Raw genomic sequence first — 12,446 nt, 5'->3', positions numbered from 1 at the left:
GCACTCCCCATCCTGGGCATCACCAACACTCCGGACACCCACGGAACTTGATTAAGCCCTGATCGGCCGGTACGCACCGGCTGGCAGCCACCCACTCCGGACACTCCGGTGATCCTGGTGTCACTCGGCAACCAGTTCAACGAGCATCCCGAGTTTTTCCGAACCTGCGCCGAGGCGTTCGCCGGCACCCGGTGGCAGACGGTGCTGGCGATCGGCACCTTCCTCGACCCCACCGTGCTGGAGCCACTGCCGCCGAACGCGGAGGCCCACCCCTGGATCCCGTTCCACGAGGTCCTGCCACACGCGGACGCCTCCGTCACCCACGGTACGACCGGCGCCGTACTGGAATCCCTGGCGGCCGGCGTACCGCTGGTGCTGGTGCCGCACTTCGCGACCGAGGCCGCGCCGTCGGCCCGCCGCGTCGTCGAGCTGGGGCTCGGCTACGAACTGATGCCGGAGCAGGTCGAGCCGGCAACCATCCGGGCTACCGTGCAACGTTTCCACGACGACCCGGCGCTGCGCGAGCGGGTCGATCGGGTGCGACACGAGATCCTGACGGCCGGTGGTCCGCCGGCGGCAGCCGACCGCATCGAGAGGTACCTGGACCAGCCTCCGGGATGATCAGACCCACCGGCCGCTACGGTACGTGCCGTCAGCGGCGGGCAGAGTGGGTCACCGTACGCTTCACCGTGCCGTCGGGGTTGAACGTCGTCCACTCACCGACCTTCTTGTTGCTGGCGTAGTCACCCCGATCGATCAGCTCACCAGCGGCGTTCCACCTCGTCCACGTGCCGTGCTTGCGTCCGTGGTCGAATCCACCCCGCTGCATGATGCCGCCGGACGAGCGATACCACACCCACTCGCCGTGCACGGTCCCGTTGTCGAATCCGCCCTCCGCACGCAACCTGCCGTCGGCAGAGAAGTGTCGCCAGGTGCCCTGCCGCTCGCCCTCGACATACTCGCCGACCATTACACCGCCGTGCGAGTCCGGGTCGGTCCAGAGGCCCGTCTTGCGGCCCTGTGCGTCCTTCTCGTCCGAAGTCGGTGGGGTACTCACGTGCGTTCTCCTATTCGCTCAGTGGCCAGCGCTCGATGATCGAGCGCAGTGGTGCAGTGTCGAGATGATGAACCTTGGTGCGGCCGACCCGTTCGAACCAAACCAGGCCAGCCTTCTCCAGTACGGCCAGGTGCTGAGAGATCGCCTGTCGGGTCGAGGTGGTGCCATGCTCCGTGAACAAGCGGCTATGGATCTCGAACAGGCTCAGACCGTCGGCGAGGGCGAGCTCGTCCATGATCCGCCGCCGCGTCAGGTCAGCCAGCGCTCGGTAGAGCACCTGCACCCGTCAACCATAGGTAATCCGACGCTTGCCTATCAAGGCTTCGCCCTCTCGCATCCGGGCGCCGCGTGCCCGCGGGTCCCCGATAGCGCCGAAGCACCGCCGCGTGCCGCGGCAGTGATGACCGGCCCCATGTCCACGTCCGGATCGTCGCCGCGGCCGACCTGCAGGGCCGACACCCGTGCCGCGAGCGCCGGCAGGAACGCGGCGGCGAGACCTTCGTCCACGATCACGCGGCTGGTCGCGCTACACCGCTACCCGGCCGGGCCGAAAGCGCCGGACAGCCCGGCGCTGATGGCCGCGTCCAGGTCAGCGCCGGGCAGGACGAGCCCGGCGTAGTTGCCGCCCAGCTCAAGCTGGGTGCGCAGCAGCCGCGGCGCCGCCTCGTGGATCGCGACACCGACCGGAACCGAATCGGTGAACGACACCCCGCGACGTCCCGGTGCGCCACAATCGTCTCCGCGGGCTCTCCGCCACCCTGCACCAGGTTGGGCACGCCCGGCGGTACGCCCGCGTCAAGGAACAGCTGCACCATCAGTGCCGCGGCCCAGGGGGCTAGCGGCGACCGCTTGAGGACCGCGGTGCAGCCGACCACCAGCGCAGCCGCCGACCCCACATAGGAACTGCGAGCGGGAAGTTCCACGGAGTGACGAGCCCTACCACGCCGATCGGCACCCGGAACGTGTACGCGAGGGTGCGGGCGTCGTCGGCAGGTCCGGTGACACCAGTCAGCCGGCGGCCCTCGTCGGCCAGGAAGCGCAGCACCTCGCCACTGCGGACCACCGTTGGGGGCGCTCTTGAGCGGGTGGTCCAGCGTCTGCGGCCTTGACCGATGGGGTCGATCAGCGTGATCAGCGCGACGACGGCCAGCGAACTCAGGTTGGCCACGTTGCCGACAAACTCCGCCTTGATGCCGTCGAGGTGGACCACCCTCTCGTCCCAGGCGCCGCGCAGGAAGCAGCGGACCTCGCTGGGAGAGGCCATAGCGCTGGTTCGACGACGCCGGACGTGTATCTGGCCGACGTCCGAGGTGGCGTAGTCCCGGGCAGGCAGGTACCAGACTCGCGCTTCGCTTCAGGACGTGGGGCGAACGATGTCGGCCACAGCGGCCCACAGTGTCGTCGGGGTGGTGAACACGTCCTCGGTCATCAGCTCCTCGGGCAGCACCACCCCGAACTCGTCCTCAATGTCCACTACGAGGTTGACGACGCCGAACGAGTCCAGGCCGAGGGTGTCAAGACGGGCGTTCGGGTCCAAGGGCTCGTTCTGGTCGAGGAATTGGCACTGCCGGCGCAGCACGCTCTCGAACCGGCCGGGAAGGGTCAGGGGTGTGGACATGGGCTCTCCTATCCTGATGGGCACGAGACCCAGCGCGTCGAGGACATGATCGGTCAGCAGGTCGACGATCTGGGCCGGCGGCGCGGACGGCAGCAGACGCAGTTCGAAGGCCGGACCTACGAGGCCACGCCAGGCCAGCAGCGGCTCGGCGGCGAAGCCGATGACGCTGAGCGCCTGGTCCGCCGAGGCCGGCCCGTTCGGCGGGCCGGGGTCGATCAACACCGCGCGAGTGGCGTCGGGGAGGTCCGTGGCGAGACGGTAGCCGGCCGGCGCCAACCCGCCGGTGGCGAGCACCGCGCATAGGCCCGGCCGCGGCGCCCGCGCCAGTTCGACGATGTCACACACGGACGCCAGCCGGGGGCGCAGCATCGACCACAGGGGCCCGTGCCGTTCGCCGTCGACCAGTGCCAGCAGCGGGAAACTCACGACGCCACCGTCGTCGGCAGCGACACCTGGCAGGCCAGACCGGAGTGCGACACGAGCGGCGGCTCCGCGGCCAAGCGGTGATAGAGGCCGGCGGGCGACAGCGTTTGCGGCCAGTCGTCCTCGGTGCAGAGGCCGAACGACTGGAGCGACCGCGGCACCTGCGGGTCAACCTTCAACCAACGGTCTTCGACCAGGATTTCGGCCCAGCTGTGCGGCTGCGAGTAGGGGGCCGCAACAATGATCCCATACGCGGTCCGGGCCGCGAGCCCACGTCGACGCGCCTCCGCCACCAGCACGTCCGTGAACAGGGTGCAGGGGCCGGCCCGGAACTCGGTCAGGAACGCGGCGTCGTGCCGCATCGCGGTGGGCAGCGGATACAGGTCGACGTCGGCGAACTCACCCACCAGGCCGAGCAGAACCTGCGGCAGCTCGTACGGACGCTCGTGCGCGCTCAGCCGCAGCGAGCCGACGCGTTCCCGGCGGTTGCCGGTGACGAAATCGCGCTTCGAGCCGTCGGTGTCAAGCACCCGGTAGGCACAGGTGCCGCCGTGCCGCGGTGCCGGGCAGTCGGCCTGGACGCCGACTCGGTAGACGGTCGATGTCCGCTGTAGCCGGCGCAGCGACTTCAGCCAGAACCGCATGGTGAACCCGTGCACCGAGGGCAGCCCGAGGCGCAGTGCGACCGCGGCCACGTCGTTCTCGTCGAACAGCGCGTCGTCGCCGGCGCCGACATGCGGAACGCCCAGGTCGACCAGCCGGGCGAGCAGGTCGGCGTTCACCCCGTGGGTGACGCCGACCTCGGCGGCGGACACGTGGTAGCGGCGGTACTCGGGCGGTATCCGCAGGATCGGCGCGACGATGGCCTCGAGGCGGTCGGTCATCGCACGGCCCGCTTGCCGTGCCAGGCGTTCCACAGTGCCTCGTAGGCTCCGCCGGCCAAGATCAGCTCGTCGTGTGTGCCCTCCTCGACGATCCGGCCGGCGTCCATCACCAACACCCGGTCGGCGTCGTGCGCGGTGTGCAGCCGGTGCGCGATCGAGATCACCGTGCGGCCCTCCAGCACCGCGGCGAACGACCGTTCCAGGTCGCGCGCCATCCGCGGGTCGAGCAGGGCGGTCGCCTCGTCCAGGACCAAGGTGTGCGGGTCGCTGAGCAGCAACCGGGCCAGCGACACCTGCTGAGCCTCGGCCGGCGACAGGTCCCGGCTGCCGGGGCCCAGCGGGGTGTCCAGACCGAGTTCGATCGCCCAGATCCCGGCGCCGACCGCGGTCAGCACCTCGCGGAGCCGTGCCTCGCTGGCGTCCGGCCGGGCCATTAGCAGGTTGTCCCGCAACGTCTCGCGGAACACGTGGTATTCCTGCGTCACCAGCACGATCTGAGCGCGCAGCCGGCCCCGCGGGATGGTCTCCAGCCTGACGCCGCCGAGCGTCACCGACCCGGCGGTGGGCTGGTCGATCCCGGCAATCAGCCGGCCGAGCGTGGTCTTGCCGGCACCGGACGCGCCGACGATCGCCAGCCGCTCGCCGGCCCGAACCGTAAGGCTGACCTCGTGCAGGATGTCGGGCCCGCTGCCGTACGCGAAACGCACGTCGCGCACCTCGAGTTCCCGGCGGCCGGGGGTCTCGGTGTACTCCCGATCCGGTGTCGCCGTCGTCTCTCCGTTGACGCCCAGCAGCCGGGCCATCGCCGCGCCGCCGACCTGAAGCTTGTCCTGCTGGTAGAGCAGCAGGTCGAGTTGCCCGGCCAGTTGCTGGCTGTACAGGGTGGCGGCGATGACCGCCGCCAGCGTCACCCGTCCGTCGAGGTAGAACAGCCCGCCGACGACCACGGTCGCCACCACCGGGATGGCTACCGTGGTGTCGCTGATCGGCAGAAACACCGTCCGCAGCCAGAGCGTGTAGCGCTCGGCCCGGTACGCGGTGCCGACCGCGTCGCGCATCCGGTCGATCCGCCGGGGTGCGATCGCCAGCGCCTCGACCGTTCGGGCGCCGATGACCGTCTCGGTGAGCGTCTCCGCCGCCTGGGCGTGCGAGGCCTGCTCGGCGAGGTAGCCGGGGCGGGCCCGGCGCAGGTACCAGCGCGCGGTCGGCGCCAGCGCCGGGAGCACCGCCAAGGCCGGGATCAGCATGAGCCAGCCGGTGAACGCGATCGCGCCGAAGACCACGATCAGCGTGGTGATGGCCACCAACGTGCTCGGCACGGTGTTGCGTACGGTCTGCGCCAGCGAGTCGACGTCGCGGGTGGAGCGGGCCACCAGGTCACCGACGCCCGCCTGCTCCACCGTCGACAACGGGAGGTCCAGCACGTCCCGGATGAAGTCCTCGCGCAGTTGGGCGATCACCCGCTCGGCCAGCTTGGCGGACTGGTAGACCGCGGCGCACAGCAGGGCGGACTGCCCGAGGATGAACAGGAAGATCAGTAGCACCGTGATTTCGACCCGGTCGACGCCAGCCTGGACGTCACCGACCAGTTCGCCGACCAGCCGGGGCGCCATTATGCCGGAGGCCGCGGCGAGGGCGTGCAGGGCCAGGGTGCCGGCCATCTGCCGGGGATGGCGGCGGAACAGCCGCCAGACGTAGCGCCGGACGTCGGCGGAGGAGGCTATCGGCAGCGTCTTCATAGGTCCACCCCCCTCGTCACCAGCGCACGGTAGCTCTCGCCGGTGAGCAGTTCGCCGTGGCTGCCCGCCGCCACGACGACGGACGACTCGATGTGGACCACGGTGTCCGCCTCGCCCAGCACGATCGGGCTGGTGGTGAACACCACAGTGGTGCGGCCGTGCCGGCGGTCCCGCAGGCGACCCGCGATGCGGTCCTCGGTGTGCGCGTCGACCGCGCTGGTCGGGTCGACCAGGATGAGCACGTCGGGGTCGACGGCCAGCGCCCGGAGCAGGCGCAGGCGCTGCCGCTCGCCGCCGGAGAAGTTCCGGCCGCCCGCCTGGACCTCGGTGTCCAGCCCGTCCGGCAACGGCTCGATGACATCGTGCGCCGAGGCGGTGGCCGCCAGGTCGGTCAGATGCTCGTCGGGGTGCTGCTCGCCCGGGTCCAGCTCGGTGCGCAGCCGGCCGGCGAACAGGTGGTCGTCATTGGCCACCACCAGGATGTGCCGGCGGACCTCCGGCAATGGCAGGTCGGCAAGCGGCGTGCCGCCGAGCGTGACCGCACCGGGCCGGTACCGGCCGAGCCGGTCGGCGATCGCCAGGGTGTCCGCCGACGACGCGCAGGCAACCGCGGTGAACACGCCTTGCCGGCATTCCAGGCCGGAAGTCGGGTCGACCAGGTCGCCGTCCCAAGAGGCGCCGGCCGGGCCGGCTGCGGGCTCTTCGACGGTGCGCCGCACGGTCAGAAATCCGCACGCGCGCCCGGCCGACACCTGCGCCCGGGTCAGCATTTCGGCGGTGTCAGTGAACCAGCGCAACGGGGTGGCGAGGAACACCGCGTAGCCATAGAACGCGACGAGCTGTCCGGCTCTGAGCGAACCGGCGAGCACGAGCCGGGCACCGAGCCAGACCACGGCGACGGCGAGCAAACCGGGCAGCAGAGCTTTCAGGGCCGCCAGCAGTGCGCCGACTCGGGCCACTTGGATCGCCACCAGCCGGGTGCGCTGAGACTGCTCGCGGTACCGTTCGGCGAACCGGTTCTCGCCGCCGAACCCGCGCAGCACCCGCAGACCGCCGGCGATGTCGACCGCCTGGCTGGCCAGTTCCTCCTGCTGGCGGCGCAGCTCGGCCTGGCGCCGACGCAGCGGGCCGAGGGCTGCGGCGGTGGCCCAGAAGATCAGCGGAACGCCGACCAAGACGGTCAGCCCGAGCTGCCAGGCGCTGGTCACCATGATCGTCGCGACCGTGACGATGGCGACGACGGCACCGGCGCCACGGGACGTCGACCTCAGGCCGGCGCCGATCGCGGTGAGGTCGCCGACGCCGATGCTGACGACCTCGCCGGTGTTGACCCGGGAGCGCAGCGTCGCGCCGAGCCACGCGGCCTGCCGGTTGACCAGAGTCATGGTGTGGAACGAACCGGCACTCTGGGTGACAAAGTCGGCGCGCTCCTGGAGGACGGCGGTGATCGCGCCGAACACGACCAAGCCGAACAGTGTGCCGCCCCACCACAGCAGAGCGGTCCGATCGCGGGCGATGAGGCCCTCGTCGATCGCCTTGCCGACGACCTGCGGTGTCAGCGAGCCTGCCAGCATGAATCCAATGCCGTAGACGACGCCGACAGTGATCGGGATGCGGACGACGCCGACGAGCCAGAGCAGATAGCGCCGCGCGGAACGGTGGTCGGAGACACCCGGATCGAATAGCGGATACTCACGCATTGGCCGTCGATCCTAACAGAACAGTAAAAGTGGGGACTTAATACGACCGACGTCGGTGTTACCGTCGTGTCGATCCTCATCTCTACGTTGAAGCGGGGAGCCTTGCAAAGCATCTACGTCTCGTCGATCGGCTATGCGCACGGGGACCGGCGCAGCATCTCGGATCTGGGCGACGAAGCGGCGGTCGAACTGACCGCGGCGCAGCACGGCCTCGCCGACTACCGGCACAGCGACCTGCCGCCGTGGCAGCTCGCCGTGCAGGCCGGCGAACGCAGTCTGGCGACCGCCGGCGGGAGCCCAGATCTCCTCCTGTACATCAGTGAGAACGACAGCGACCGACCCGATTCGCTGGCCCGGATCAACAACCGGCTCGGCCTCGCCGGCATCGACCACCTCGCCGTGTCCGGTCACGGTTGCGGAAACCTCGGCCCAGCCCTGCAGGTGGCCCGCGACGCGCTGCGCGGCGGGACGTACCGGCGGATCCTGCTGCTGCTCGCCGATCGGGCGGTGACCGGGAGTCGGCTCATGAACAGCGGCATGTCGATCTTCAGCGACGGCGCGGCCGCCTGCATGGTCACCGACGGCACCGCTGCGGGCGACGACGGCCTGCGGTTCTCGGTGCACGGCATCTCTGTCCGTACCCGGTCCGGCGGCGACGCCGGGTTGGGCGAGATGGACATGCTGTCGCTGGTGGAGCTGGCCGGGGGAGGCGTCGCGGACCTGTTGCAGGCCACCGGTCAGCGTCCCGAGGACTTCCGGCACGTCGTGTTCGGTAACTACCGGATCTTTTCCCAGCATTTCCTCGCCGCAGCGACGGGCGTGCCCACCGAGCGGCTGCTGATCGGGCCGATCGCCGAATATGGTCATTGCTTCTCCGCCGACATTCTGGTGACGCTGGACCGCTACGCGGCACAGGGCCGAGTCGCGCCTGGCGATCATCTGCTGGCCGCCGCGACCGGGCCTCACTCCTGGTCGACGCTAGCCATCGAAATGCTGTGATCGTGGGCCGTCGGTTAACGTAGAACCCCTCCGCATAGCGCCCGCATAAGCCCCGCGCACCCCCGGCATCGACCGTCGGGATGGCGTGCGCCCGCCGTGCTTTCATCGTCGCGTCGGTACGTTGTCGCCTGCGGGGAGGATTCACCGCGATGGATCGAGAGCAGAAGCCGCGTGGTCGTGTGCTCGTGACTGGTGCAGCCGGTTTCATCGGATCGCACCTGGTGGATGCCTTGCTAGCGGCCGGTCAAGAAGTCGTCGGGCTGGACCATCAGGCGGTGGACGCCAACGCGGCAAACGCCAACTTGGCCGGGGCACTGCGACACCCGAAATTCACGCCGGTACGGGCGGACATCGCCACCGACGACCTGGACGCCGCGATCGCCGGCTGCGAGGTGGTTTATCACCTCGCCGCGGTTCCCGGCGTCCGCAGCTCCTGGGGTAGAAATTTCGGCCGCTACACCGCCGCAAACGTGCTCGGCACCCAGCGGATCCTCGTCGCGTGCACGCGACTCGGCGTGCCGCGCCTGGTCTACGCCTCGTCATCCAGCGTGTACGGGGTGGCGAACGGGCCGAGCCGGGAGACCGACAGGCTCGCGCCACTTTCGCCGTACGGCGTCACGAAACTGACCGGTGAGCATCTCGCCGCGGCCTATGTCGCCGGCAACGCCAAGGCGCCCACCACGGCGATCCTGCGCTACTTCACCGTGTACGGTCCACGGCAGCGCCCCGACATGGCGATCGGCCGGATCCTCCAGGCCGCCCTCACCGAGCAGCCGTTCACGGTGTTCGGCGACGGGACGCAGACCCGGGAGTTCACGTACGTCTCCGACGTCGTCGACGCCACCATCGCGGCCGCCTCGGTGGACGCGGACGTCGCGATCTTCAACGTCGGCGGAGGTTCCAGCCAGAGCCTGGCCGACGTCCTGGATACCGCCGCCGCAGTGACCGGCCGCTCGGTGCCGATCCGGCCGAGCGAATCGCAGGCCGGCGACGTACCGGCGACCCGGGCCGACCTCACCCGAGCCGTCGCGCTGCTCGGCTACCAGCCGAAGGTCCGCCTGCACGAGGGCATGACACGGCATGTGGACTGGCTGCGCGACCGGACTCCGGCCGCGGCCGGCAGCCACGCCTGACCTGAACCTCAAGCTGACGAACGTCCCGCCGGTGAAGGAGGAGCATGCACAGCTCACGGGGAACCGAGGCGATCGGGGCGGCGCGCGACGCCGTCCACCGTGACGGCTACGCCGTCCTGCCCGACTACCTGCCGCCGGTGTGGAACGACCGGCTCGTGGCCGGGCTGGACCGGCTGGCCGAAACGCACCCCGAGTCGAAGGCCCTGATACCGCACGAGCCGTTCCTCGAGCTGCTCTGCACCGACCTGGTGCAAGCCCCGGTCGCCGCGGTGCTGGGCGGCTCCTACCTGTTCCACCACGCGAACGGCAAACGGATCACCGACGGGGCCGGCAAGGTGTGGCACCACGACTTCGACAGCGACGAGACCTGGGACGGCTCGGCGGCGACCATGATGATGCACGTCATGGTCTACCCGGCCGGGCTGTCCGCCGAGAAGGGCCCGCTGGTGCTGCGCCCGGGTAGCCACCTGGTCGGCGTGCCGCGGCACCACCCGAACCGGCAGGGCTACGAGATCCGATCCGACGACCTGGTGCTCACCGGCGACCCGGGACTGGTCGTGCTCGTCAACTCGGCCATGTGGCACATGCGTCCGCCGTCGGATGCGCACGGCCCGCGCCACTACCTCAATCTCAGCTTCATCGGGCCGGCGCGTACCGTCCGGCCGGAGCGGGACACGTACGGGGACCTCATCTCTACCCTGCCGTCCCTGGTGGACGTTGCCGATCGGGACCGGGTCGCCATGCTGTGCCGACCGCATCGATGACGCCGTCCACGCTACAGCCGGCCCGCCGGAATCTCGGCAGTCGAGATTCCGGCGGGGCCATGGCCCGGTCAGCTGGTGACGACGATCCGCTTCGCGGTGAACGGCTCACCAGCCACCAGTTCGGACTGCCGCCCGTCGACGCCCACCGGCCGATCGCCGATGACGACGTGGCTGGTGAAGCCGGGGTTGACGTAGAGGACGCGCCCGCCGGTCGCCGGGTGCACCCGGACCACCGGATGGATGGAGACCATCGGGTTGTCCAGGATGCGCTTCGCGTACGGGCTGTCGGGGGCCGGTTTGTCGGGACCGCCGTAGCGGTGCTCGGCGCGCAACTGGTCGACGAACGCCCGCATCGCAGCGGGGAGCCCTCGGTACGCGGCAGCCAGGTTGGTCCACATCGTGTCCCCGCCGAACGCCGGCGTCACCCCGGCCCGCAGGATCGAGCCGGCCGGCGGGTTGACCGCCGGGGTGATGTCGGTGTGCCAGCCGGTGAGGTATCCGTACTGCCGGCGGTGCTTCGTCGTGCGGGTGGGCGTAGGTGAGGTCGCCGAACTGCCGCCCGCAGGCGATGTGGCTGGCGTGGTCGAGATGCTGCTCCCGCTTCAGGATATCCCTCGCAAAGGACAGGTCTGATTCGTCTGGCCATCACCACGACATCGCTCCGTCGAGCGTTCCAGCAACTCGGTAAGGCGGCAACACCGCGACCGGACTGCGAGAATTCATATACGAATCTGTTGCGCTATCGGTGGTGAATGATGAGAGAACCGTCTTACATCGAGGCATTCGGCATGCAGCGCGAGATCTGTCTGCGCGCGGTGCACGACGACGGCGGCAACCCCGCCCGAACACCGTTGGAACCGACCCTGGCCGGCTTCCGGCTCTATGGCGAGCTGTCCCTCCCGGTGCTGGAGTCCACCCTGGACATGGTCCTAGAGCAACTCGACGTGCTGCGTGGCCGGCTGCGCCGGCTCGGCGACCGGTTCGTCTTCGTGACGGAAGCGGGTGGCTGCGGCGTACCGCTGGTCCGGGCCGACCTGCGTGGGTGCGACCCTGAACGGCTGCCCGAGCGGCTGGCCGGCATCCTGCACCACGCTCGCGGCTTCGTCGAGGATCAGCAGAACGGCCCGCCTGGCACGATCCTGCTGGTCCGGGTCGACGACGGGGAGCACCTGTTTTGCGCCTTCTTCGACCACGCTCTGATCGACCAGTCCTCGGTGCTGGCGATCATGCGCAGGATCGGCCAGGTGTACGCCCACCTGGTCGCCGGCGACGAGCCGGCCGCGCGCGATCTGGTCGCCGGCCACCAGGGATTCGTCCCGTTCGCCAGGGCCGTCGAGGCGGACACCCAGGCCCGTGCGTCGGCCGCGGAGTTCTGGCGGCCCCGGGTCGCCGGGGCCGAGCGCCGGGTCGCGATGCCGCACTGCGCGTGGCGGCCGTGGCGGGAACGCGACGCCGACAGGTTGATCAGTTGGGACTTCGCGCCGGACGACCTGGACGCGATCATCCGGGCCCGGCGGGCGACCGGCGCGCCGACCATGTATCTACTGCTGGCCGCGATCTCGGTGGCGGTCTCCGGCGGGTCCGGCGCCGACTTCATTCCGGTCACCTACCACCGGCACGGGCGGGCGGGCGCCGGCCTGCACCCGCTCGGCCCGTTGTGGGAAACGCTCGTCACCTATCCGCCGCAACGCAATCCGGACCGGCTCGGTAGATGGGTCGCCGAATTCTCCTCCGACAATCTGGACGCACCCTCGATGGGTGGGCTCGCACTCGTTGACTTCGCCGATCTGGACACCGTCATGGAATTGCGCAGATTCACGCTGAACGTACGATTGCCGCGCCGTGCGATTCCGTTCGGCCCGGTCCGTACCTTCCCGTTCGATTTCAACGATGTTCCGCCGCCGAGGGAACTCGCTCCGCGCAAGTACAACACCGGTATCCGGATCAATCCGCAGCCAGACGGCGGGCTCCGGGTCTCGCTGCACCACGATCCCGCCGATCTGCACGACGGTGCCGCCCTCCTGGCAGCCGCGGTGACCGTCGTCCGGATGGTGGCCGACCGTCCCGACCTTCCGTTGCGCGAGGCGTGCGACGAGTCCGCGGCGGTCCTGAGCCGGCCGGTGGCGTGA

Annotated in this window: 12 protein-coding genes and 2 pseudogenes; 6 read left to right on the top strand and 8 right to left on the bottom strand. The window is 70.0% G+C overall.

Annotated features, from left to right (window positions below; all coding sequences use genetic code 11):
- Positions 1-60: 60 nt before the first annotated feature.
- A pseudogene (locus tag ACFHWY_RS25710) lies at positions 61-621 on the top strand (nucleotide disphospho-sugar-binding domain-containing protein); the annotation flags it as partial.
- 31 nt (positions 622-652) lie between these two features.
- Here ACFHWY_RS25710 and ACFHWY_RS25705 read toward each other — a convergent pair.
- The 7 genes and pseudogenes from ACFHWY_RS25705 to ACFHWY_RS25675 all read right to left on the bottom strand — a co-directional run bounded on the left by ACFHWY_RS25705 (position 653) and on the right by ACFHWY_RS25675 (position 7,421).
- Positions 653-1,057 carry a toxin-antitoxin system YwqK family antitoxin gene (locus tag ACFHWY_RS25705; protein WP_416582830.1) on the bottom strand — a complete coding sequence of 135 codons (405 nt, stop codon included), beginning with the start codon at positions 1,055-1,057 and terminating at the stop codon, positions 653-655.
- A 10-nt stretch (positions 1,058-1,067) separates the two neighbouring features.
- Positions 1,068-1,340 carry an ArsR/SmtB family transcription factor gene (locus ACFHWY_RS25700; protein ID WP_416582829.1) on the bottom strand — a complete coding sequence of 91 codons (273 nt, stop codon included), beginning with the start codon at positions 1,338-1,340 and terminating at the stop codon, positions 1,068-1,070.
- Positions 1,341-1,372: 32 nt separating this feature from the next.
- Positions 1,373-2,321, bottom strand: a pseudogene (locus ACFHWY_RS25695) (aldehyde dehydrogenase family protein).
- A 90-nt stretch (positions 2,322-2,411) separates the two neighbouring features.
- Positions 2,412-3,101 (bottom strand): acyl carrier protein, encoded by a 690-nt coding sequence (locus tag ACFHWY_RS25690; RefSeq protein ID WP_416582828.1) that lies wholly within the window; start codon positions 3,099-3,101, stop codon positions 2,412-2,414.
- Positions 3,098-3,982 (bottom strand): transglutaminase domain-containing protein, encoded by an 885-nt coding sequence (locus ACFHWY_RS25685; RefSeq protein ID WP_416582827.1) that lies wholly within the window; start codon positions 3,980-3,982, stop codon positions 3,098-3,100. Before ACFHWY_RS25685 ends, ACFHWY_RS25690 begins: the two co-directional genes overlap by 4 nt.
- Positions 3,979-5,721, bottom strand: coding sequence for an ABC transporter ATP-binding protein (locus tag ACFHWY_RS25680; protein ID WP_416582826.1), 1,743 nt, complete (start codon positions 5,719-5,721; stop codon positions 3,979-3,981). The genes ACFHWY_RS25685 and ACFHWY_RS25680 overlap by 4 nt, the downstream gene beginning before the upstream one ends.
- Positions 5,718-7,421: an ABC transporter transmembrane domain-containing protein gene (locus ACFHWY_RS25675; RefSeq protein WP_416582825.1), complete on the bottom strand. Its 1,704-nt coding sequence runs from the start codon at positions 7,419-7,421 to the stop codon at positions 5,718-5,720. Before ACFHWY_RS25675 ends, ACFHWY_RS25680 begins: the two co-directional genes overlap by 4 nt.
- Before the next feature lie 102 nt (positions 7,422-7,523).
- Here ACFHWY_RS25675 and ACFHWY_RS25670 point away from each other — a divergent pair, with 102 nt between their 5' ends.
- The 3 genes from ACFHWY_RS25670 (at position 7,524) to ACFHWY_RS25660 (ending at position 10,317) form a co-directional block, all read left to right on the top strand.
- A complete protein-coding gene (locus tag ACFHWY_RS25670; protein ID WP_416582824.1) occupies positions 7,524-8,420 on the top strand; it encodes a 3-oxoacyl-[acyl-carrier-protein] synthase III C-terminal domain-containing protein in 897 nt (298 codons plus the stop codon).
- Positions 8,421-8,569: 149 nt separating this feature from the next.
- Positions 8,570-9,553: an NAD-dependent epimerase/dehydratase family protein gene (locus ACFHWY_RS25665; protein WP_416582823.1), complete on the top strand. Its 984-nt coding sequence runs from the start codon at positions 8,570-8,572 to the stop codon at positions 9,551-9,553.
- Positions 9,554-9,597: 44 nt separating this feature from the next.
- Positions 9,598-10,317, top strand: a complete 720-nt coding sequence (locus tag ACFHWY_RS25660; protein ID WP_416582822.1) for a hypothetical protein — start codon at positions 9,598-9,600, stop codon at positions 10,315-10,317.
- A 68-nt stretch (positions 10,318-10,385) separates the two neighbouring features.
- Here the strand turns inward: ACFHWY_RS25660 and ACFHWY_RS25655 are convergent, their stop codons facing one another.
- On the bottom strand, positions 10,386-10,790 hold the full coding sequence (locus ACFHWY_RS25655) for a TauD/TfdA dioxygenase family protein (RefSeq protein WP_416582833.1): 405 nt from the start codon (positions 10,788-10,790) through the stop codon (positions 10,386-10,388).
- Between ACFHWY_RS25655 and ACFHWY_RS25650 the strand changes: the two genes are divergently transcribed.
- On the top strand, positions 10,717-10,950 hold the full coding sequence (locus tag ACFHWY_RS25650) for a hypothetical protein (RefSeq protein WP_416582821.1): 234 nt from the start codon (positions 10,717-10,719) through the stop codon (positions 10,948-10,950). The two genes, ACFHWY_RS25655 and ACFHWY_RS25650, sit on opposite strands and share 74 nt — an antisense overlap.
- Before the next feature lie 122 nt (positions 10,951-11,072).
- The gene (locus ACFHWY_RS25645; RefSeq protein ID WP_416582820.1) at positions 11,073-12,446 is read left to right on the top strand and encodes a condensation domain-containing protein; all 1,374 of its coding nucleotides are present in this window, start codon (positions 11,073-11,075) and stop codon (positions 12,444-12,446) included.

The sequence above is a fragment of the Micromonospora sp. LOL_024 genome (assembly GCF_048060415.1).
Classification (GTDB): Bacteria; Actinomycetota; Actinomycetes; order Mycobacteriales; family Micromonosporaceae; genus Micromonospora.
Note: the sequence above shows the minus strand (reverse complement) of the source record. Positions and strands in the feature narration are given on the sequence as shown.